We start from the raw sequence: 21,585 nt of genomic DNA, 5'->3' as shown, positions 1-21,585 counted from the left end.
CGAGCTCAGATTTCCTCATACAACGGCAGGGTCAGGAACTCGGCAAAGTCTTCGCTGGTGCTCATTTGTTCGAAGATTTCTGCGGCGCGGGCATACGGGATGCGGTTATAGGTGGTCTCGCCGTGTTCATTGCGGATGTCATCCAGCACTGGCGCAATCAGGCCGCGCACCATGTCGGCGGTCACTTTGCGGCCGTCGTCCAGCACGCCCTTGGTCGAGCGGATCCACTGCCAGACCTGGCTGCGGCTGATTTCGGCGGTGGCGGCGTCTTCCATCAGGTTGTGGATCGGCACGCAGCCGTTGCCGGCCAGCCAGGAACCCAGGTACTGGATGCCCACGTCGATATTCATGCGCAGGCCGGCTTCGGTGATCGGCTGTTCCGGCTGGAAATTCAGCAGATCGGCCGCCTGGGTGTGTACGTCGTCGCGTTGCTTGCTGATCTGGTTGGGCTTGTCGCCCAGCACCTTCACCCACTCTTCCATGGCCAGGGCCACCAGGCCCGGGTGCGCCACCCAGCCGCCGTCAAAGCCGTCACCGGCATCACGGGTTTTGTCGGCACGCACGGCGGCAAGGGCTTTTTCGTTGGCGACCGGGTCGTTCTTGATCGGGATCAGTGCACTCATGCCGCCAATGGCCGGGGCGTTGCGCTTGTGGCAAGTCTTGACCAGGTTCAGCGCATAAGCGCGCATGAACGGCACGGTCATGGTGATCTGCGCGCGGTTGGCCAGGCAGAAATCCTTGTCGGTCTTGAATTTCTTGATGCAACTGAAGATGTAATCCCAACGGCCCGCGTTCAGGCCGGAGGAGTGCTCGCGCAACTCGTACAGGATTTCGTCCATCTCGAACGCAGCCAGAATGGTTTCGATCAACACCGTGGCGCGGATGGTGCCACGCGGAATGCCGACTTCTTCCTGCGCCAGAATGAAGATGTCATTCCACAAGCGCGCTTCCAGGTGCGATTCCATCTTGGGCAGATAGAAATACGGGCCGGAACCGCGCGCCAGTTGTTCTTTGGCGTTGTGGAACAGGAACAGCGCCAGATCAAAAATGCCGCCAGAGACACGCTGGCCATCGACCGTGACGTGTTTTTCATCCAGATGCCAGCCGCGCGGACGCACGATCAGGGTGGCGATCTTGTCGTTGAGTTTGTATTCCTTGCCCGCTTCGTTACGGAACGACAGCGTGCGGCGCACGGCCTGCTTGAGGTTGATCTGGCCCTGAATCTGGTTGTCCCAGTTGGGCGTGTTGGAGTCCTCAAAGTCCGTCATATAGCTATCCGCGCCGGAGTTGAGCGCGTTGATGATCATCTTGCGCTCGACCGGGCCGGTGATCTCTACCCGGCGGCAGGCCAGATCGGCCGGCAGCGGGGCAATGGTCCAGTCGCCTTCGCGGATAGACTTTGTTTCAGCCAGAAAATCCGGGCGCTTGCCTGTATCCAGATCTTTCTGGCGCAGCACGCGGCGGGACAACAATTCTTGCCGGCGGCCTTCAAAGGCGCGGTGCAGTGTGGCAACCAGCGCCAAGGCTTCAGGCGTGAGGATTTCGGCAAATTCGGGCGAAACGGGCGCGTTGATGACAACGCCTTGCGGCAACTGGCTCATGGTGCGGACCTCAGGTTGGGGTAGCGGATCAATTTTTGACTACAGCCAGTGTAGTGAGTGCTTCATGGATGAAAAAGCGCGGTTTATGCATATCATCTTTTACTTTTAAGTACATAATGGGTGAGGGGTGAGGGGTGAGGGGTGAGGGGTGAGGGGTGAGGGGTGAGGCGGGGGCGCGGGATGTGGAGGTTGGGGGCAAAATGGTATGCAAGCCTCTGACTTGTCATTCCGGCGCAGGCCGGAATCCAGCACGCCCGCCGCAAGTGGGCATATCCCGGCAAACCCTTTTCAGTGTCCTTGGTACCGTCGTCCACGCACCGCGCGCCCCACTGGATTCCTGCCTGCGCAGGAATGACGAAGTTGCAGGATCCCGCGTTAATCATATTCAGAAGACGGCCATCTCCCATGAGTGAACTGAAACAGCTGCAAACCTTCATCGAAGTGGTCAACCATGGCTCGCTCAGTGCCGCCGCACGGGTAGAAGGCGTGGTCCCGGCCGTCATCGGCCGCCGGCTGGACGCGCTGGAAGAACGTCTGGGCGCGCGTTTGCTGGTGCGTACCACCCGCCGCGTCACGCTCACGCAAGAAGGCGCGGCGTTTTATGAAGATGGCCAGCGCATTCTGGCTGAACTGGAAGAAGCCGAGGCGGCGGTGGCCTCCGGCAACAGTCGTGTACGCGGCCATTTGCGGGTGACGGCGCCGGCGGGGTTTGGCCGGCGGCATGTGGCGCCGCATCTGGCCACCTTTCAACGCCTGCATCCAGATTTGCGCGTCACGCTTGATCTGTCTGACCGGCTGGTCGATATGGCGGCAGAGCGCGTTGACTGCGCTATCCGCATCAGCGATATGGCCGATTCCAGCCTGGTGGCAGTGCGCCTTGCCGAGAACCGCCGTGTGGTCGTCGGCGCACCAGCTTACCTGGCGCAGCACGGTATTCCGCAAACGCCAGATGACCTGGAGCGCTACGAGTGCTTGTCGCTCGGCGCCAGCCAGTCGCGCGGCTGGGTGTTCCGGGTGGAGGGTGAACTGGTGAACCGGCGCGTAACCGGTGTACTCGAATGCAATGATGGTGTCGTGCTGCACGAATGGGCGCTCAAGGGCTACGGTCTGGCCTGGCGCTCTTTGTGGGAGGTCAAGGACGACCTCACCGATGGCCGGCTGGTGACAGTGCTCGATGCCTTCTCCGCGCCCGATTACCCGGTCTACGCCATGATGCCGCAGCGCAAATTCATGCCGCTGCGGGTGCGGCATTTTGTCGATCACCTCAAAGCCGTATATAACGAACCGGGCTATTGGAATTAACCAGTGCTGCGATTTTTGTATATGCTATGCCCGCAGCATGGCCATGCCACTGCCCGTTTTTGTACCAGACTTGTTTGAACCGCTAACCAAACCGGATGGAGAACCGCCGTGCCTGCAGCCGCACTGAAAGTATGGGGAAGACGCAATTCGTTGAACGTGCAAAAGGTCATGTGGATTATTGGCGAGCTTGAGCTGGAACACGAGCACATCAATGTGGGCGGCGCATTTGGCGGCCTTGATACGCCAGAGTTTCTGGCGCGCAATCCGCACGGCAAGATCCCGGTGATTGAGCATGATGGCGTGGTGGTGTGGGAATCCCAGGCCATCCTGCGCTATCTGGGCGCCACGTTTGGCGAGGGCTCGTTGTGGTCTGCCGACCCGGCGCAGCGTGCCGTGGCCGATAGCTGGCTGGACTGGTCCCAAACCACCTTGCAACCGGCGTTCATCGACCTGTTCTTTGGTTTTTACCGCACCCCTGAAGCCCAGCGTGATGCCGGGCGGATTGAACGTGCTACCCAGCAGTGTGCCAGGTTGTATGGCCTGCTGGATCAACAACTGGCGCAGCGACCGTATCTGGGTGGCGATACGCTGACCCTGGCCGACTTTGGCGCCGGCACGACCGTGTTCCGCTATCTGACCATGGGGGCTGAGCGGCCGCCGCTGCCCAATGTGGAGCACTGGCTGGAGCGGCTCTCGCAGAGCCCGGCGTATCGGGAGCATGTGATGATGCCATTTGGGGATATGTTCGGGAAATTGCCTTGATGGTGGTGGCGTTCCACCATTGCCTCCATTGCAGTGCCCTGGGTGGAGTTGGGGTGGGAGCGACAACCTGCGGGTTGCTGTTGCTAAACCCTTAACTGCTGCTGTTAGCGCCTGACGGCGCGGTGGTTTACATGTCGGGGGTTGCCCGACAGCAAGGCACTTTCTTTTGGGTCGCCAAAAGAAAGTGCCCAAAGAAAAGGCGACCCCTGCGACGGCGCCCTTCGGGTTCCCTGCGCTTCTCGCAAGGCGCGGCTGGCTACGGGAACTCGCTTCGCTCAGACACCCCTCCGCCGAAACCCCGCGCCTTGCTGCGATGCTCGGCGCAGTCAAGGGGCTCAACGGCAAAGGCAACTGCAACTGCAATTGCAACTGCAACTGCAACCGCGCAAATCAACGGCAACTTCGGAAGCAACCCCAAACCCGCAAACCATCCGCACGCAAGAATGACGGGTTTAGCCCACCACTTCGTCATTCCTGCGCAGGCAGGAATCCAGCCCGCAGCCCAACGGGCTGCTTTCGGCGGATTACTGCCAATGTCTCGCGTTGATCCTGTGGCTCTTGCATACATCGCAGCTGGATTCCGGCCAAGGGGGCCGCCGAGGTCCGGAATGACGAAGTGGTTGGGTTAACCGGCCATTCTTGCAAGTCAACGGCGTAGGGTGGATTCGCGAAGCAATCCACCGCTGCGATGATGGATTGTCGCTCCGCTCCGAATCCACCCTACAAAAACTGCACCTGGATGACCTTGTGTTGGTGTTGGTTTCAGGCTTCAGGTTTTGTCGTTGTCGTGGCTTTTGCCGTTGCTTTGTTTTTGGGGTTTTGTCGTTGCAGTTGCCTTTCCTCCCCCCATTAAAGCCAAGCGCCGAAGGAGGGAGGGAGACCTTAGGCTCCCGAGTGAGAGAGGGCAGCCCGGAGGGCCGCAGGGCTGGGGTCGCCTTTCTTTGCCTACTTTCTTTGGCGAAGCAAAGAAAGTAGGGTGCTCCCGCCACCGCGGGTATCAATGCTTTTGAAAACCCGCGCCGCAGGCGCTAACAACCGCTGTTCACCCGCACAAGCAAACCACCAAATCCAAACCCACACCCCAAACCCCAAAAAAAAGACCACCCGGTCAGGGTGGTCTATCAGAGCGTGAAGACAAGAATTGCAGCTACAGCAAAACAGTCTTGCCACGGCAGCGTGCGGGTGGCGCCGCCGTGCGCAAAGGTGCAATCAAACACCAGCAAAACAACCGGCTTAGTGGAACTGTTCTTCCTCGGTCGACCCCTTCAGCGCGGTCGTGGAGGACTGACCTTGCTGGATGGTCTGCGTCACGGCATCAAAGTAACCGGTACCCACTTCGCGTTGATGCTTCACCGCGGTGAAGCCACGTTCTGCGGCGGTAAACTCGGCCTGTTGCAGTTCCACAAAGGCACTCATACCGGTACGGGCGTAGCCGTGGGCCAGGTTGAACATCCCGTAGTTCAGCGAGTGGAAGCCCGCCAGGGTAATGAACTGGAACTTGTAGCCCATCTTGCCCAGCTCTTGCTGGAACTTGGCAATGGTGGCGTCGTCCAGGTTCTTCTTCCAGTTGAACGACGGCGAGCAGTTGTACGACAGCAGCTTGCCCGGGAATTTGGCGTGGATGGCCTCGGCAAACTTGCGGGCGTATTCCAGATCCGGCTTGCCGGTTTCACACCAGATCAGATCGCAGTACGGCGCGTAGGCCAGACCACGGCTGATGGCTTGCTCCAGACCCGGTTTGGTCCGGTAGAAGCCTTCCGGCGTGCGCTCGCCGGTGCAGAACGGCTTGTCGTTGTCGTCCACATCGCTGGTCAACAGGTCCGCAGCTTCCGCGTCGGTACGGGCCACGAGGATAGTCGGGACACCCATGACGTCGGCAGCCAGACGGGCAGCGACCAGTTTTTCGATGGCTTCGCGCGTCGGAACCAGCACCTTGCCGCCCATGTGGCCGCATTTCTTCACGCTGGCCAGCTGGTCTTCAAAGTGCACGCCAGCGGCGCCGGCTTCGATCATGCCCTTCATCAGTTCGTGAGCGTTCAAGACGCCGCCAAAGCCGGCTTCGGCATCGGCCACGATCGGGGCGAACCAGTCGATGCTGTCGTCGCCTTCGGAGTGAGAGATCTGGTCAGCACGTTGCAGCGTGTTGTTGATGCGACGCACGACTTGCGGTACCGAGTTCGCCGGGTACAGCGACTGGTCCGGATACATTTCGCTGCCCAGGTTGGCGTCTGCCGCCACCTGCCAGCCAGAAAGATAAATGGCTTTCAGGCCCGCTTTCACTTGTTGCATGGCCTGGTTGCCGGTCAGCGCTCCCAGCGCGTTGATATACGGCGTTTCATGGAGCAGCTTCCACAATTTGTTGGCGCCGGTACGGGCCAGCGTGTGCTCGACTTGTAGTGAGCCACGAAGTCTTTCAACATCTGCGGCCGTGTAGGGCCGTGTGACGCCTTTCCAGCGCGGGTTTTCTCGCCAATCCTGTTCAAGCTGAGCAATGCGTTGTTCACGAGTGGTCATGGCGTTCTCCCGCAGTAGTCTTGGCTTTGCAGCCGGGTTCAAAAAGAAGTTGCACCTTGTTTTGCAAAGGTTATTGCGGTGCACCATCAAATGTAGTGAAATTTTTGTGACTACATATTGGGGCTTACCCCAGGGCTTCGGTTTCAAATAAAAAAGAGGCCGCCAAACCCGTCAGCTATCGCGTTTTAGCGCGATCTGGCCGTCTGTCATGTCGTTGCGGCGCAACAATGACAGGCGGCATAAAACGCACAGTGCTTGCCTGATCCTGCCGGGTTTCGGGCAAATGACGGGCATGCAAAATGCCGCAGCGCCGCAGGCCGGCCTGCTGCAGAAACGAATCCTTGTCTTGATTTGCCTGAGAAAAACACTTCTGTATGCAAATACCCTTGAAATGGGTAAGGGCATCCCCATTTCTGCCTGCATCGTTATGGAGGTATGCAATGTCTGGTGAAAACGAAAATCAACCGAACCTGGAAAACGCCGCAGACCTGGAGGTCGGCGCAGGTGAGCAAGCCGCAGCTGATGATGGCCAGCTGGATGTGAATCTGGCCGCTTTGCTGGCTGAACTGGATAAAGCCCGTCAGGACGTGCTGTATGTGCGGGCCGAGGCGGAAAACATCCGTCGCCGTGCTGCTGAAGACAATGAAAAGACCCGCAAATTTGCGGTTGAGAAGTTCGCCCGGGAACTGCTGGCAGTGCGGGACTCGCTGGAAATGGCGCTGGCCGATCAGTCCGCATCGTTCGAGAACCTCAAGACCGGCGTTGATCTGACCAACAAGCAACTGGCTGCTGCTTTTGAAAAGGCTGATCTGAAAGAGATCAACCCGCTGGGCGAGAAGCTGGACCCGAACAAGCACCAGGCGATTTCGATGGCGCCGGCCGATGCCGAGCCCAACACGGTCGTCCAGGTCATGCAAAAGGGCTATGAGTTGTCGGGTCGTGTTATCCGCCCGGCCATGGTCGTGGTTGCAGCACCGAAGTAAGCGCGGATTGACGCGCCTTATCGGAGAAATAGCGAATCGCTATCGTTTCTCTTGAAAAGGTCGGTGACATCCCCACTTTTGCATCAAGGTTATTGAACTGAACGCCGGCGCCAACAAGGCGGCGGCAGGCACAAAGCATTGAAAGGACAAAATTAAATGGCAAAAATCATTGGTATTGACTTGGGCACCACCAACTCGTGTGTGGCCGTGATCGAAAACGGTCAACCGAAAGTGATCGAAAACTCTGAAGGCGCACGTACTACGCCCTCCATCATTGCCTACCAGGAAGACGGCGAGACCCTCGTTGGCGCGCCGGCCAAGCGTCAGGCCGTGACCAACCCGAAGAACACCCTGTACGCAGTGAAGCGCCTGATTGGCCGCAAGTTCACTGAAAAAGAAGTGCAGAAAGACATCGACCTGATGCCGTATGCCATCGTCAAGGCTGACAATGGCGATGCATGGGTTGAAGTGCGCGGCAGCAAGATGGCCCCGCCGCAAATCTCTGCCGATGTGCTGCGCAAGATGAAGAAGACCGCCGAAGACTATCTGGGCGAAGAAGTGACCGAAGCCGTGATTACCGTACCGGCCTACTTCAACGACAGCCAGCGTCAGGCCACCAAGGACGCCGGCCGCATCGCCGGTCTGGAAGTCAAGCGCATCATCAACGAGCCGACCGCTGCCGCACTGGCCTTTGGTCTGGACAAGAACGAAAAGGGTGATCGCAAGATCGCCGTGTATGACCTGGGTGGCGGTACGTTTGATATCTCCATCATCGAAATTGCCGATGTGGATGGCGACAAGCAGTTTGAAGTGCTGGCCACCAACGGTGACACCTTCCTGGGTGGTGAAGACTTCGACCAACGCCTGATCGACTACATCATTGGCGAATTCCAGAAAGACACCGGCATCAACCTGAAGAACGACGTGATGGCCCTGCAGCGCCTGAAAGAAGCTGCTGAAAAGGCCAAGATCGAACTCTCCAGCACGGCGCAGACTGAAATCAACCTGCCGTACGTGACCATGGATGCAACCGGTCCGAAGCACTTGACGCTGAAAATCACCCGCGCCAAGTTCGAAAGCCTGGTCGATGAACTGATCGACCGCTCCATCGAACCGTGCCGCATTGCGCTGAAAGACGCTGGCCTGAAGATCACCGACATCGACGACGTGATCCTGGTGGGTGGTCAGACCCGTATGCCGAAGGTGCTGGACAAGGTCAAAGAGTTCTTTGGCAAGGACCCGCGCCGTGACGTGAACCCGGACGAAGCCGTGGCCGTAGGCGCCGCCATTCAGGGCGCCGTGCTGTCGGGCGACCGCAAGGACGTGCTGCTGCTGGACGTGACCCCGCTGTCGCTGGGTATCGAAACCCTGGGTAGCGTGATGACCAAGCTGATCCAGAAGAACACCACGATCCCGACCAAGGCATCGCAAGTGTTCTCGACGGCCGACGACAACCAGAGCGCCGTGACCATCCACGTGCTGCAAGGCGAACGTGAAATGGCCGCCGCCAACAAGAGCCTGGGCCAGTTCAACCTGGAAGGGATTCCGGCTGCACCGCGTGGCACGCCGCAAATTGAAGTGATTTTTGATATCGACGCCAACGGCATTCTGCACGTGTCCGCCAAGGACAAGGCCACCGGCAAGGAAAACAAGATCACCATCAAGGCGAACTCTGGTCTGTCGGAAGAAGAAATCCAGCAAATGGTGAAGGACGCCGAGGCCCACGCCGAGGAAGACAAGAAGGCCCGCGAAATGGTTGACGCCAAGAACGGCGCCGACAGCCTGATCCATCAGGTGAAGAAGTCGCTGGTCGAGTTTGGTGACAAGGTGTCGGCCGAAGAAAAGACCGCCATTGAAGCCGCGATCACGGCACTGGAAGAAGCCGCCAAGGGTGACGACAAGGCCCTGATCGACGAGAAATCCAACGCGCTGATGCAAGCCAGCCACAAACTGGCCGAGCAAATGTACGCCGCACAAGGTGGTGACGCCGGTGCCGCAGGCGCCGCGGGTGCGCAGCAACAAGGCGCAGCCGGCAAGGATGACGGCAATGTCGTTGACGCCGAGTACACCGAAGTCAAAGACAACAAGTAAGCGTGTGAGGCGCGAGGAGTGAGGGGTGAGGCGTAAACATCACGATTTGCTGGCATGGCAAGCTGCCATGACGCTGGTCGAGACGGTTTACGACTTTACTGCCGCACTACCTCGCGACGAAGCATTCAACTTGACGAGCCAGATGCGTCGCGCGGTAGTCTCGGTTCCGAGTAATATCGCAGAAGGCGCTGCCCGGATGACTGCAAAGGAGTTCGGGCATTTTCTTTGTATAGCGCGCGGATCGCTCAGCGAACTCGAGACGCAATACATGCTGGTTTGCCGGTTGAAAATGGCCGATCCGTCAAAACAACTTGAGGAAGGTATGCATGAAGTGTTTGGCTTGCTGGGCGGGTTGTTGCGCAAACTGAATGCGCAACTGGTTTAGCCCCTCTCACCTCTCACCTCACACCTCACACACACATGTCAAAAAAAGATTTTTACGAAGTATTGGGCGTCAACCGCGATGCTTCGGACGATGACATCAAAAAGGCGTATCGCAAACTCGCGATGAAGTACCATCCGGACCGCAATCCGGATAGCAAGGAAGCCGAAGAGAAGTTCAAGGAAGGCAAAGAGGCGTATGAAATCCTCTCGGACAGCCAGAAGCGCGCTGCGTATGACCAGTACGGCCACGCCGGGGTAGACCCGCAGGCCGGCATGGGCGGTGGCGGCTTTGGTGGCGGCGGCTTTGCCGATGCGTTCTCTGACATCTTTGGCGACATCTTCGGTGGTGGCCAGGGTGGTGGTCGCGGCGGGCGCAGCAATGTGTATCGCGGGTCTGACCTGCGCTACAACATGGAAATCACGCTGGAAGAAGCCGCACGCGGCGTCGAGCGCCAGATCAAGATTCCGGCGCATGAAGAATGCGACCTTTGCCACGGCTCCGGTGCCAAGCCGGGCACGGAGGCCAAGACCTGCCATACGTGTAACGGTCAAGGCCAGGTGCGCGTGTCGCAAGGGTTCTTCTCGATCCAGCAAACCTGCCCGACGTGTCATGGCAGCGGCAAATACATTCCGGACCCATGCCGCAATTGTCATGGTACCGGCCGTGTGCAGACCACCAAGACCCTCGCGGTGAAGATTCCGGGTGGCGTGGACGAGGGCGATCGTATTCGTCTGTCTGGCGAAGGCGAGCCAGGCGTGAACGGCGGTCCGCACGGCGACTTGTATGTGGTCATCCACATCAAAGCGCACAGCGTATTTGAGCGTGAAGGCAACGATCTGCATTGCGAAATGCCGATCAGCATTACCGCCGCTGCGCTGGGTGGCGAGATCGAGATCCCCACGCTGGACGGCAAAGCGCGGATTTCCATCCCGGCCGGTACGCAATCGGGCCAGGTGTTCCGTCTGCGCGGCAAGGGCATCAAGGGCGTACGCAGTGCCGTCACGGGTGACCTGATGTGCCACGTGATGCTGGAAACCCCGGTGAACCTGACTTCGCGCCAGAAAGAACTGCTGCGCGAGTTTGAACAGATCAGCCAGGACGAACCCGCCAAGCACAACCCGCGTGCCAAGTCCTTTATGGACAAGGTCAAAGACTTCTTCGGCGGCTGAATGCGTTGATGAGTTCGGCCGCGTTCGCGGCAGCAATAAAAAACCCGCCGGTGTGGCGGGTTTTTTTATGTCCGTTGCCGGGCCGGTATTGTTAGCCGGCAAAGTAAAACGCCGGATCAATCGGCACGATCTCCACCCGCAATTGACACTGCACCTCATCGAACTTGCTGCGAAACGTCTCCTGCAACACCGCCACAATCGCCTTGCCCAAGCGCTGCTTGAGTTCTGCGCTGCGGGTAGTCATGGTCGCCACGGTGACGTGTACAAAGGATTTCTCCGGGGCCTCGTTCAGCCCGACCTGAAAGGTATCAATCCGGAACGCACGGCCTTTCACGTCTGCCATGGCAAATTCGCCCGTATCGGCAAAAGCCTGATGCACCCGGCCGAGCAGGGCGGCAGGGTCGAAATCATGGGCGAGATTGGCGGTGTATTGCAGGGTGACGTTGGGCATGGTGACCTCCAGAAGTGGACTGCCACTGTAACTGGCGTTCAGGCAACAAAAAACCCCGCATCAGCGGGGTTTTTCTTTTCATGCATTTGCGGCAAAGGTTTACTCGCCCACCACCACAGTCCGGCTCTTGCGGTTGGTGCTGCTGAACGTCGCCAGTTTCACATCACCAGAAGCACTGATCGGGCCTTCGTACACAGCGCTGAAGGCGTTCGGTTCGCTGCCGTCTACGGTGTAGCGGACGGTCAGGCCCGGGGCGCTGGTGTTGGCGATGATCTTGCCGCCCTCAACCACGGCACCCGGCAGCGGGATGCGGTAGCCGTAGCCGCCCAGGAAACCGTCCAGACGCGCCAGTTCACGCTGGCCAAGGCGATTGGCAAACTGGTTCCAGTCGGTCGCCATTTTCTGGTTGCGCTGGGTGGCGTCGGCGATGAAGGTCCAGCCCGGATCAACCGCCCAGGCGCGCTCGGCCAGGGCCAGCAGGCGCGGTGCGGCCAGGTATTCCACGCGGCCGGCGTTGCGGGCGTTTTCGCCCCACAACTGGCCCTGGATGCCCAGGACGTTCTGGGTGCCGGTTTCGGTCAGGCGGGCCATCTTGTCCAGCGCTTCGCGGTCAAGCGGGTGGCCGAACAGGTTGACCGTGGCGGTGGTGTAGATATCCAGCGGGCAGAACCAGAACGGTTTGCGCGTCTCGATAAAGCCGCCCCAGTAGTAACCCGGTTCTTGCGGGTCTTTGGCGTAGGCAAGGTCAAAGTACAGATCGGTCACGTTAGACAACACCACCTTGTAACCGGCGTTGGCCAGTTGGTAGGCGATATCTTCCTGGCCCCAGCCCCACACGTTGTTCCAGATGTACGGGCGGAAGTTGGCATCCTTGAAGCGCGGGTTCGGCGCCGGCTTGTGGCTGCCGTCGGCCTGTTGTTCGCGGATCAGGGCGATTTCTTCCCAGCCGGCAAATTCCAGCTTGTGGCGGGTCAGGATTTCGCGGAAACGGGTCAGGAAGTAATCCTGCAGTTCCTGAATGGTCTTCATGCCCTTGTCGGTCATGAATTTCTGGCACACCGGGGAGCCTTCCCACGCGCCGTGCGGTACTTCATCGCCACCGGTATGCAGTGCCAGGAATGGTGCGCCGGCTTCGACGAACATGGCTTCGATGTCCGACACCACGGTTTCGATAAAGCGGTAGCTCGATTCCATGGCAATGCAGATCACGTTGTCGTGCCACAACTGCACGGACTCGTACTTCGATTGATCGGCAAAGTCGGTCAGCAGATATTCTTCGGCTTCGCGCTGCAGGCCCTGGGCCTTCAGGCGGTTGTAACGCACGTTCATGGCCTTGATGGCGGCGCGCGCGTGGCCGGGCACGTCCACTTCGGGGATGACCTCGATATGGCGGGCGGTGGCAAAGCGCAGAATCTCGATGAACTCTTCGCGGGTATAAAAACCCGTACCGTGAGAGCCTTCGACCTGGGCGCCAGAACCAAAGCACGGCACCAGGTTATCGGTTTCATCCGGCGTGAAGCCGCGTCTGGAGCCGATTTCGGTCAGTTCCGGCAGTGACGGGATCTCGACGCGCCAGCCTTCGTCATCGGTGATGTGGAAGTGGAACTTGTTCAGCTTGTACAGCGCCATCAGATCCAGCAGGCGCAGGATGGTCTCTTTGCTGGAGAAATTGCGGCCCACGTCGATATGCATGCCGCGATAGGCAAAGCGCGGGGCGTCGGCCACCTTGATTGCCGGCACGGCCAGCGTGGCTTGCGGGTTCACCCAGGCGGATACCGGCAGCAACTGGCGCAGGCTCTGGATGCCGTTGAATACGGCGTGTGCCGTGGCGCCGGTGATGGTAATGCCGTGGCTGTCGACATTCAGTTCGTACGCTTCAGCCAGGTTGCCGGTGACTTGCGGCGCGGCCACTTTGGCCAGTTTGAGCACAATGCCGCTGCCTTGCGCGGCCAGCGTCGGGCGCACGCCCAGATCAGCCAGGCTTTGCTGCAGGAAAGCCGCTTCATTGGCCAGTTCGGCCGGGTGCACGATCACGGTGGCGGCGTCGATCACGAACTCGCCATGGCCGTGCAGCAACGATTGCGGCGTCGGGGTAATCAGGCCCACTTCAGCGGCCGGCAGCAGCGACAGGTCTTTGTTGTCGGCAAAGCGGCTTTCAGCGGTGACCGGGGCCACCTTGTCGTTGGCATTGCGGTTGCGCTGTTCCAGGCGGGTGAACGGTACGATTTCCGGATCGCCAATGGCTTCGGCGCGGGCGGCCGGCGTGCCATCGTCATACACTACATAGAAACCCAGCGGTGCGTCGGTTTCCTGGATAACCCAGAACATGCCCTTGTAACCAATGGTGCGCGATTCGCCCGGGGCCAGCGTGCCGAAGTCGGCCTTGGGGACGAGCTTGAACAGGTCGCCATTGACCTGGCTGATGGCGACGCCACCCGTCACCGATTCACCGTAGATCTTGCGGCACGTATTGAAATACAGCGCCCAGTCGTTGCCGGAGAGCGGTTTGTCCGAGTGGTTGGTAAGGACGAGTTCGGCCAGGAAATTGTCGCCCTCGTGAGCGTTGGAGAGGCATTCCCACTTGAGTTTGAGCTGGGAACCACTGGGTCGGGTCATGTTTCGTCTCCTCGACGGTTTCGAAGTGAGCTTCTTGCCGTTCGTCCTGGCCGCATGGGCTCAGGTTCCGTAGCGGGCCAGAGCAATCGTTATTGGTTTGGGCATTACGCTGTCCTGGCGCGGGTAAAGGCGCTGGATCGCGGTGGTCGAGCATAGGCTTTTGGCCGACGCACGGCGCACGACCGGGCAATATCGGCAAATTGCGACGGGTCGATGTGCTGTAGGTAGTATGCCTTACCCTTATGGGGGCGGCATGTTTCAGGCGGCGCTGATTGGCAATGACGCCACAATCCTGGAAGCGGGCCCTGAACCTGCAAGGTCTGGCAGATTGCCGGGGCGGCGGGAAGGGTAATTTTTCGGTATCATTACGCCTCTGTTTACTCTGGCAAATCCGGATCAGACCCACATGGCAGAAGTTCTCAAATTGCGCGGCGGTGCTGCGCTCTCCGCGTTCCGTGTCGAAAAACTGCAGGCTGCACTGACCAGCCAAGGTATCAAGGCGGATATCCAGGCCGAATTCTGGCATTTCGCTGAAACCAGCACCGCACTGACTGAGGCAGAGCAAACCACGCTGGGACGCGTGCTGCATTACGGTGATCCGGCCCCGGCCGAAGCGGGCAAGGGCTCGCTGCTGCTGGTGTTGCCACGCCTTGGGACGATCTCCCCGTGGTCTTCCAAAGCCACCGACATCCTGCAGCACACCGGTCTGGACAAAATCAGCCGTATCGAGCGCGGTATTGCGGTGTACGCCAGCAAGAACGGCCAGCCGCTCTCTACCGCTGAAAAGAGCCTGCTGCTGCCGCTGATCCACGATCGCATGACCGAACAGGTCTTTGAGACGCTGGATGCCGGCAATGAACTTTTCCGCCACCTGGACGCCAAGCCGTTCCAGAGCGTGGATATCCTCAAGGGCGGGCGTGAGGCCCTGGACAAAGCCAACCTGGAATTCGGCTTTGCCCTGTCGCCTGATGAGATCGACTATCTGGTCGAGAGCTACAAAAAGCTCAATCGCAACCCCAGCGATGCCGAGCTGACCATGTTTGCGCAGGCCAATTCCGAGCACTGCCGCCACAAGATTTTCAATGCCGACTTCATCATTGATGGCGAGAAGCAATCGCACTCGCTGTTCGGCATGATCCGCGAAACGCACAAAGCCCACCCGCAAGGCACGGTGGTGGCGTACAACGACAACTCGTCCGTAATTGAAGGCGCCGACATTGGCCGCTTCTTCCCGCAGCCGGACAGCGCCGAGTACGGTTACAACGATCAGACCACCCACATCCTGATGAAGGTGGAAACACACAATCACCCGACCGCGATCTCGCCGTTCCCGGGCGCGGCAACCGGCTCTGGCGGTGAAATCCGTGACGAAGGCGCCACCGGCCGTGGCTCCAAGCCCAAGGCGGGTTTGTCTGGCTTTACGGTATCCAACCTGAATATTCCGGGCGCGTTGCAAGCCTGGGAAACCGAGCAATACGGCAAGCCGGATCGCATTGCTTCGCCGCTGCAGATCATGATCGAAGGCCCGATTGGCGCCGCCGCATTCAACAACGAATTCGGTCGCCCCAACCTGGCCGGTTATTTCCGTACCTTTGAAGAAACCTGGCATGGCGAGCGCCGTGGCTACCACAAGCCCATCATGCTGGCCGGTGGCCTGGGCAATATCTCCGCCGCGCACATTGGCAAGAACGACATCCCGGACGGCTCGCTGCTGATCCAGCTGGGTGGCCCTGGCATGCTGATCGGCATGGGCGGCGGTGCAGCCAGCTCGATGGCGACCGGTGCCAATGCCGCTGACCTTGATTTTGATTCGGTACAGCGTGGCAACCCGGAAATCCAGCGCCGTGCGCAGGAAGTCATCGACCGTTGCTGGCAGCTGGGCGATCACAACCCGATCCTGTCGATTCACGACGTCGGCGCGGGCGGTATCTCCAATGCTTTCCCGGAACTGGTTGACGGTTCGGATCGCGGCGCGGTGTTTGAACTGCGCAAAGTGCCGGTCGAAGAATCCGGCATGGCGCCGCGTGAAATCTGGTCCAACGAATCGCAAGAACGTTATGTGCTGGCGATTCCGGCAGACCGTCTGCTGGCATTTGAAGCCATCTGTGAACGTGAGCGTTGCCCGTTTGCCGTGGTGGGCCGTGCAACGGCAGAAAAGCGCCTGGTGGTGGCCGACGAGCATTACGGCAACAACCCGGTCGACATGCCGATGGACGTGCTGCTGGGCAAGCCGCCCAAGATGACGCGTGATGTGACGCGCGTGCCGGTGAAGGGCGAGGTGTTTGATTCGTCCACGCTGGAACTGAAAGACGCCATCTACCGCGTGCTGCGTTTGCCGACCGTGGCCAACAAGTCGTTCCTGATCACCATTGGTGACCGCTCCGTGGGCGGTATGACCGCGCGTGACCAGATGGTCGGCCCGTGGCAAACCCCGGTGGCTGACGTTGCCGTCACCGCCATGGGTTACAACACCGTGCTGGGCGAAGCCATGAGCATGGGCGAGCGCACGCCGCTGGCGCTGCTCAACGCCCCGGCATCTGGCCGCATGGCCGTGGGCGAGGCGCTGACCAACCTGGCCGCAGCGCAAATTGCCGACCTGGGCGATGTGAAGCTCTCTGCCAACTGGATGGCCGCGGCTGGCCATGCTGGCGAAGACGCCAACCTGTATGACACCGTCAAGGCTGTCGGCATGGATCTGTGCCGCGATCTGGGCGTGAGTATTCCGGTCGGTAAAGACTCGCTGTCGATGAAGACCGTATGGCAAGAGCGCGATGAGAAGAAGGAAGTGATCGCGCCGTTGTCGCTGATCATCTCTGCCTTCGCGCCGGTTACCGACGTGAAGAAAACCCTCACGCCGCAACTGCAAACCGAACTGGAAAGCGACCTGATCCTGATCGACCTGGGCGATGGCAAGTGCCGCCTGGGTGGTTCTGCGCTGGCGCAGGTCTACAACCAGATTGGTCAGTGGGCGCCGGACGTGGTCAGCACGGAACGCCTGAAAGCGTTCTTTGATACGGTGCAAAAGCTCAATCGCGAAGGCCGCATCCTGTCGTATCACGACCGTTCCGACGGTGGTCTGATCACCGCTGTGGCCGAAATGATGTTCGCCAGCCACGTTGGCGTGACGCTGGAAATCGACGAATTGTGTATCGAGCGTCGTCGCCGTGGTCGTGAAGAAGACGAGCAGACCTCCGCCGAGGGCATCGCCCGCGAAGAAAACGGCCGTGTCATGGGCGTGCTCTTCAACGAAGAACTGGGCGCCGTGCTGCAAGTGAAGCGCAGCGACACCTCGGCCGTGATTGCCGAATTCAGCAACGCCGGCATCCGTAGCGAACTGCATGTGATCGGTACGCTGAACCATGATGATCGCCTGAAGATCAAGAAGCGCAATCGTCTGGTGCTGGATGAAACCCGCGTCGAACTGCAAAAAGCCTGGTCGGAAACCAGCTACCAGATCCAGCGCCTGCGCGATAACCCTGCCAGCGCCGATGCCGAATTCGCCCGTATTGGCGACAAGCATGACAAGGGTCTCTTTGCCAAACTGGGCTTTGAGCCGGCGCAAGACATTGCTGCCCCGTTCATTGCCACCGGCGCCCGCCCGGCCGTTGCCGTGCTGCGTGAGCAAGGTGTGAACGGCCATGTTGAAATGGCTGCCGCGTTTGACCGTGCCGGCTTCAAGGCGGTTGACGTCCACATGAGCGATATCATCAGCGGCCGTATCTCGCTGGCTGATTTCAAGGGTATCGCCGCATGTGGTGGCTTCTCTTATGGCGACGTGCTGGGCGCCGGCGAAGGCTGGGCCAAGAGCATTCTGTTCAACGCCCGCGCCCGCGAGCAGTTTGAAGCGTTCTTCCAGCGTGCCGACACCTTTGGTCTTGGCGTGTGTAACGGCTGCCAGATGATGGCCAACTTGTCCGGCATTATCCCGGGCGCAGAAGCCTGGCCGAAGTTCACCCGTAACCGCTCTGAGCAATTTGAAGCCCGCGTGGTGATGGCTGAACTGCCGCAATCGCCGTCGCTGTTCTTTGCCGGCATGACTGGCTCGCAAATGCCGGTGGTGGTCTCGCACGGCGAAGGCTTTGCCAACTACAGCCAGCAAGGCGATATCGGCAAGACCATCGTTGCCATGCGTTATGTCGACAGCCACGGCAAGCCGACCGAAACCTACCCGCTGAACCCGAACGGCAGCCCGCAAGGCATTGCCGGCGTTACCACCGCCGACGGCCGCTTCAGCATCATGATGCCGCACCCGGAGCGTACTTTCCGTACGCTGCAGATGTCGTGGCATCCGGCGGGGTGGGGTGAGGATAGTCCGTGGATGCGGATGTTCCGCAACGCCCGCGTCTGGCTTGGCTAACACCCGGAAAAGCCCCGCTGGACTGCGTTACGCGAGCTTGTCGTACCAACGTGTACTGCCAGCGCTCGCGTGCCTTGCCAGCGGGGCTTTTGCGGGCGCCGAGATGTCAGTGGTATGCGGAACCCAAGAAAAAAAGCGTGCTTCGGCGCGCTTTTTTGTTTTTGGATGGTGAAGAACAGAAGGGCCAAAGCCTCTACCCCTCGTCATTCCTGCGGAGGCAGGAATCCAGCCGGCCGCCAGCCGCGGCCTTGCCGATGAGCAACAAGGCGGATTCGCCCGGCAATCCACAGCCCCGCCACAACCCCCTGTCGCAATCGCCCCACTTTGCTGCGCCGCGTCTTGAACTGCCGCGTCACCCCGGGTATCCAACAGCCATGACAAAACCATAAGGCAAGGCCATGGCTGAGCGCTTTCGTTCCTTCTCTGCGTTTTATCCGTTTTACCTGAGTGAACACCGCAATGTGATTTGCCGGCGGCTGCATTTTGTCGGCTCGCTGGGGGTGCTGGCTTGTCTGGCCATGCTGCTTGCCGGACACGGCTGGGTCTGGCTGCTGGCGGGGTTGCTGTGTGGTTACGGCTTTGCCTGGGTCGGGCATTTTTTCTTTGAACACAATCGCCCGGCCACGTTTCAGTATCCGTTGTACAGCCTGGCGGGTGACTGGGTCATGTTCAGCGATATCTGCCGCGGGCGTATCCGTTTGTAGCCCGCTGCCTCAGGATGTCTGGCGCTGCCGGGCACGCTGGCGTGCTTGCAGGCCGGCCGCCAGGGTCAGCAGGTCTGCCATGCGCTTGTTGTCACTGGTCTGCGCCAGCGAGAGCGGCGTTTCGCCGTCCATATGGCGGGCCGTGGCATCGGCGCCGTAGTCCAGCAAGGCGACAGCGGTAGACAGGTGATTGTTGGCGACGGCCTTGTGCAGGGCGGTCCAGCCTTCGTTGGTGGCTACGTTGGGGTCAGCGCCGACCGCAATCAGTTTGCGCACAATATGTTCAAGACCCTGGCTGGCGGCTTGCAACAACGGGCTGAATCCTTGCAGGCTCAACTGGTTGACGTTGACGCTGCGATCCAGCAACAACTGGATGATGTCTTCGTGCCCGGTAAGCGCGGCCCAGTGTAGTGCGGTGTATCCGTCCCGGTCGGTGGCGTGCACATTGGCGCCGTGCTGCAGCAGCACCAGCGCCATCTCGGTACGGCCTTCAAAGGCGGCGCGGATCAAGGGCGTCCACTGGCCTTCCACTTCAAGCTGGTCTACCGGCAGGCCGGCGCTCAGGAACAGCAACACGGCGTTGATATTGCCCAGCGACACCGCGCGCTGGAAACCTTCGGCAGACGCATCAAAACCCAACTCGCGCAGCTGGCTTTCGACCGATTCGCGAACGTGTTCCCAGATGTCTTCGTGCTCTTCCTGCAGGCCCAGAATCTGGTCATGCGCCAGTGCCACCGACATCAGTTCCGCGCCGATCTCCGGCGGAAAACCTTGCCGGTCGTAGCGGTCCATAATCAGCAGTTCGTCGAAATAATCATGCAGGTTGGGCGTGCCCCACAGCTCCATGATCCGGGTGACAATGCGCGGAAAGCGCGCAGCCAGTTGTTCCGGGTAACGGTGTTCCAGCTTGTAGGCAGCCAGTTTTTCACGTAGCGGATCGGTCATGTCGGGCGAGCAGTGGGTGTGGTGATGAGCGGCGCAGCCGGGTTGGGCGTGCTGTTACAGGTATAGCGCTAACCTAGCACTTTTATGACAATCTGTATGCGGTAGTCGTTCGTTTCTTGCTGGACAAGTCACGGCACTATCGCTAGAATGCCGCCTCTTGCTGCCCGTACGGGTTGCAAATGCCGACATGGTGGAATTGGTAGACACGCTATCTTGAGGGGGTAGTGACTGCGGTCGTGAGAGTTCGAGTCTCTCTGTCGGCACCAAAGAATACCTCAACAAAAAGCCCGGAGCAGATGCTTCGGGCTTTTTGTTTTTCTGCGTGGCCCATGCCAGGCCCGCTTAGCCGGCGTACAGCACAAACACGGTCGGGCGCTTGTGCAGGTCTGGCGCGCCGTGTTTTTTCCACTGGCCGATCTCGCGGGTGACGATCAGCTCATCCGGTGTGGTGATATCGCGCGCCACGGTCAGCAAGGTTTGCGGGCGGCAGCTTGCCAGCAGGGCGTCAAACAGGGCGCCATTGCGGTAGGGCGTTTCAATGAACAACTCCGCCTGTTTGAGTTTGGCCGAATCCTGTTCCAGTTTGCGGATGGCATCAATGCGTGCCGCGCCATCCGCCGGCAGGTAGCCGTTGAAGCGGAACTTCTGTCCGTTGGCGCCACTGGCCATCAGGGCCAGCAAAATGGACGACGGCCCCACCAGCGGCGCGACCTTGATGCCGCGCGCGTGGGCCAGGCGAATCAGATTGGCGCCTGGATCGGCCACGCCGGGGCAGCCGGCCTCTGACATCAGGCCCACGTCTTGACCGGCCAGCAGCGGCGCCAGCAAGGCGGCCAGTTCTTTGTCCTGCGTATGCTCGTTCAATTCCTGCATCCACAAGCTGCGCAGTTCATGCGGCGTGCCAAAGGCCTTGAGCATGTGGCGGGCGGTTTTGGGGGCCTCGACAATAAAGTGCGTCAGTCGGCGTGCAATGCTGATGACATCTGCGGGGAGAACACTATCGAGCGTGTCCTCGCCCAGCGGCACGGGCAACAGATATAAAGTACCGGTCGTCACAGAACCTCCACGCCGTGTTGTTGCAACAGATTGCACAGTGCAATCAGCGGTAGCCCGATCAATGCGGTGGGGTCGGTGGATTCCACTGCGGCGATCATGGCGATGCCCAGGCTTTCCACCTTGGCGCTGCCGGCGCAGTCGTACGGCTGTTCGCGGCGCAGGTAATGTTCGATCTGGGCATCAGAATAATTGCGCATGCTCACCCGGGTGATATCGGTGGCGCTGCTGGTCTGGCCGCTGGCGGCATCAAACAGGGCTACGGCAGTGTGAAATTCCACCGTCCGGCCGCGCATGTGTGTCAGTTGTGCCACGGCGCGCTCATGCGTGCCGGGTTTGCCCAGTTGCTGGCCATCAAGCAGGGCCACCTGATCAGAACCGATCAGCAGGGCGTCGGGAAAAGCGCCTTTGAGCGCGCGGGCCTTGGCAATGGCAAGGCGCAAGCTGGTTTGCGCGGCGGTTTCATCGGCCAGCGGTGTTTCGTCAACCATGGGCGAGGCCGTCTCAAACGGCAAACCCAGTCGCGACAAGAGTTCGCGCCGATAAACGGATGTAGAGGCCAGTACCAGCGGTCTGGTTGGAAGGGCTTGTTTTTGCATGGGAAATTCTTGTGCTTTGGCTGAAAAAGCCTTTGACAGAAGGGCGTGGCGGA

At 59.8% G+C, this 21,585-nt stretch carries 16 protein-coding genes and 1 tRNA gene; 10 read left to right on the top strand and 7 right to left on the bottom strand.

The annotated features are described in order from the left end of the window. Positions 1-5: 5 nt before the first annotated feature. On the bottom strand, positions 6-1,601 hold the full coding sequence (gene aceB, locus IEX57_RS10140) for a malate synthase A (RefSeq protein WP_188704213.1): 1,596 nt from the start codon (positions 1,599-1,601) through the stop codon (positions 6-8). Positions 1,602-2,006: 405 nt separating this feature from the next. Here aceB and IEX57_RS10135 point away from each other — a divergent pair, with 405 nt between their 5' ends. Together IEX57_RS10135 and IEX57_RS10130 are read left to right on the top strand one after the other, a co-directional pair. Continuing rightward, a complete protein-coding gene (locus IEX57_RS10135) occupies positions 2,007-2,903 on the top strand; it encodes a LysR family transcriptional regulator (RefSeq protein ID WP_188704212.1) in 897 nt (298 codons plus the stop codon). A 108-nt stretch (positions 2,904-3,011) separates the two neighbouring features. Beyond that, the gene (locus IEX57_RS10130) at positions 3,012-3,665 is read left to right on the top strand and encodes a glutathione S-transferase family protein (RefSeq protein WP_229708951.1); all 654 of its coding nucleotides are present in this window, start codon (positions 3,012-3,014) and stop codon (positions 3,663-3,665) included. A gap of 1,233 nt (positions 3,666-4,898) precedes the next feature. Here IEX57_RS10130 and aceA read toward each other — a convergent pair. Further along, positions 4,899-6,179 (bottom strand): isocitrate lyase, encoded by a 1,281-nt coding sequence (gene aceA, locus IEX57_RS10125; protein WP_188704211.1) that lies wholly within the window; start codon positions 6,177-6,179, stop codon positions 4,899-4,901. A gap of 208 nt (positions 6,180-6,387) precedes the next feature. Between aceA and IEX57_RS10120 the strand changes: the two genes are divergently transcribed. The 5 genes from IEX57_RS10120 (at position 6,388) to dnaJ (ending at position 10,807) form a co-directional block, all read left to right on the top strand. Then, positions 6,388-6,630, top strand: a complete 243-nt coding sequence (locus IEX57_RS10120; RefSeq protein ID WP_188704210.1) for a hypothetical protein — start codon at positions 6,388-6,390, stop codon at positions 6,628-6,630. Further along, the gene (gene grpE, locus IEX57_RS10115; protein WP_188704209.1) at positions 6,620-7,162 is read left to right on the top strand and encodes a nucleotide exchange factor GrpE; all 543 of its coding nucleotides are present in this window, start codon (positions 6,620-6,622) and stop codon (positions 7,160-7,162) included. Before IEX57_RS10120 ends, grpE begins: the two co-directional genes overlap by 11 nt. A gap of 156 nt (positions 7,163-7,318) precedes the next feature. Then, the gene (dnaK, locus tag IEX57_RS10110) at positions 7,319-9,253 is read left to right on the top strand and encodes a molecular chaperone DnaK (RefSeq protein WP_188704208.1); all 1,935 of its coding nucleotides are present in this window, start codon (positions 7,319-7,321) and stop codon (positions 9,251-9,253) included. Positions 9,254-9,278: 25 nt separating this feature from the next. Further along, positions 9,279-9,638 carry a four helix bundle protein gene (locus tag IEX57_RS10105; RefSeq protein WP_188704207.1) on the top strand — a complete coding sequence of 120 codons (360 nt, stop codon included), beginning with the start codon at positions 9,279-9,281 and terminating at the stop codon, positions 9,636-9,638. A gap of 35 nt (positions 9,639-9,673) precedes the next feature. Next, positions 9,674-10,807, top strand: a complete 1,134-nt coding sequence (dnaJ, locus tag IEX57_RS10100) for a molecular chaperone DnaJ (RefSeq protein ID WP_188704206.1) — start codon at positions 9,674-9,676, stop codon at positions 10,805-10,807. Positions 10,808-10,898: 91 nt separating this feature from the next. Here the strand turns inward: dnaJ and IEX57_RS10095 are convergent, their stop codons facing one another. Next, on the bottom strand, positions 10,899-11,258 hold the full coding sequence (locus IEX57_RS10095) for a 5-carboxymethyl-2-hydroxymuconate Delta-isomerase (protein WP_188704205.1): 360 nt from the start codon (positions 11,256-11,258) through the stop codon (positions 10,899-10,901). 99 nt (positions 11,259-11,357) lie between these two features. Continuing rightward, positions 11,358-13,874, bottom strand: a complete 2,517-nt coding sequence (locus tag IEX57_RS10090; RefSeq protein WP_188704204.1) for a beta-N-acetylhexosaminidase — start codon at positions 13,872-13,874, stop codon at positions 11,358-11,360. Between the two features lie 406 nt (positions 13,875-14,280). Between IEX57_RS10090 and purL the strand changes: the two genes are divergently transcribed. Together purL and IEX57_RS10080 are read left to right on the top strand one after the other, a co-directional pair. Continuing rightward, positions 14,281-18,231 carry a phosphoribosylformylglycinamidine synthase gene (gene purL, locus IEX57_RS10085; protein WP_188704203.1) on the top strand — a complete coding sequence of 1,317 codons (3,951 nt, stop codon included), beginning with the start codon at positions 14,281-14,283 and terminating at the stop codon, positions 18,229-18,231. 398 nt (positions 18,232-18,629) lie between these two features. After that, complete coding sequence (locus tag IEX57_RS10080; protein ID WP_188704202.1) at positions 18,630-18,935, top strand: Mpo1-like protein; 306 nt, start codon at positions 18,630-18,632, stop codon at positions 18,933-18,935. A 9-nt stretch (positions 18,936-18,944) separates the two neighbouring features. Here the strand turns inward: IEX57_RS10080 and IEX57_RS10075 are convergent, their stop codons facing one another. After that, complete coding sequence (locus IEX57_RS10075; RefSeq protein WP_188704201.1) at positions 18,945-19,880, bottom strand: ankyrin repeat domain-containing protein; 936 nt, start codon at positions 19,878-19,880, stop codon at positions 18,945-18,947. A gap of 181 nt (positions 19,881-20,061) precedes the next feature. On the opposite strand from IEX57_RS10075, the gene IEX57_RS10070 reads away from it, so the two are divergent. Next, positions 20,062-20,146 (top strand) — tRNA-Leu (locus IEX57_RS10070). A gap of 76 nt (positions 20,147-20,222) precedes the next feature. Here the strand turns inward: IEX57_RS10070 and IEX57_RS10065 are convergent. Then, positions 20,223-20,936: an SAM-dependent methyltransferase gene (locus IEX57_RS10065; protein ID WP_188704200.1), complete on the bottom strand. Its 714-nt coding sequence runs from the start codon at positions 20,934-20,936 to the stop codon at positions 20,223-20,225. Further along, entirely contained in the window at positions 20,933-21,532 is a 600-nt protein-coding gene (locus tag IEX57_RS10060; protein ID WP_188704199.1) for a Maf family nucleotide pyrophosphatase, read from the bottom strand. The genes IEX57_RS10065 and IEX57_RS10060 overlap by 4 nt, the downstream gene beginning before the upstream one ends. Positions 21,533-21,585: the final 53 nt, after the last annotated feature.

The sequence above is a fragment of the Silvimonas iriomotensis genome, assembly GCF_014645535.1.
Classification (GTDB): domain Bacteria; phylum Pseudomonadota; class Gammaproteobacteria; order Burkholderiales; family Chitinibacteraceae; genus Silvimonas; species Silvimonas iriomotensis.
Note: the sequence above shows the minus strand (reverse complement) of the source record. Positions and strands in the feature narration are given on the sequence as shown.

Coding starts and splice junctions, on each gene's coding strand:
- IEX57_RS10095 (WP_188704205.1), bottom strand. CDS start 11,258: ATGCCCAACGTCACCCTGCAATACACCGCCAATCTCGCCCATGATTTC.
- IEX57_RS10060 (WP_188704199.1), bottom strand. CDS start 21,532: ATGCAAAAACAAGCCCTTCCAACCAGACCGCTGGTACTGGCCTCTACA.
- purL (WP_188704203.1), top strand. CDS start 14,281: ATGGCAGAAGTTCTCAAATTGCGCGGCGGTGCTGCGCTCTCCGCGTTC.
- grpE (WP_188704209.1), top strand. CDS start 6,620: ATGTCTGGTGAAAACGAAAATCAACCGAACCTGGAAAACGCCGCAGAC.
- dnaJ (WP_188704206.1), top strand. CDS start 9,674: ATGTCAAAAAAAGATTTTTACGAAGTATTGGGCGTCAACCGCGATGCT.
- IEX57_RS10075 (WP_188704201.1), bottom strand. CDS start 19,880: ATGACCGATCCGCTACGTGAAAAACTGGCTGCCTACAAGCTGGAACAC.
- aceB (WP_188704213.1), bottom strand. CDS start 1,601: ATGAGCCAGTTGCCGCAAGGCGTTGTCATCAACGCGCCCGTTTCGCCC.
- IEX57_RS10080 (WP_188704202.1), top strand. CDS start 18,630: ATGGCTGAGCGCTTTCGTTCCTTCTCTGCGTTTTATCCGTTTTACCTG.
- IEX57_RS10135 (WP_188704212.1), top strand. CDS start 2,007: ATGAGTGAACTGAAACAGCTGCAAACCTTCATCGAAGTGGTCAACCAT.
- IEX57_RS10090 (WP_188704204.1), bottom strand. CDS start 13,874: ATGACCCGACCCAGTGGTTCCCAGCTCAAACTCAAGTGGGAATGCCTC.
- dnaK (WP_188704208.1), top strand. CDS start 7,319: ATGGCAAAAATCATTGGTATTGACTTGGGCACCACCAACTCGTGTGTG.
- aceA (WP_188704211.1), bottom strand. CDS start 6,179: ATGACCACTCGTGAACAACGCATTGCTCAGCTTGAACAGGATTGGCGA.
- IEX57_RS10120 (WP_188704210.1), top strand. CDS start 6,388: ATGTCGTTGCGGCGCAACAATGACAGGCGGCATAAAACGCACAGTGCT.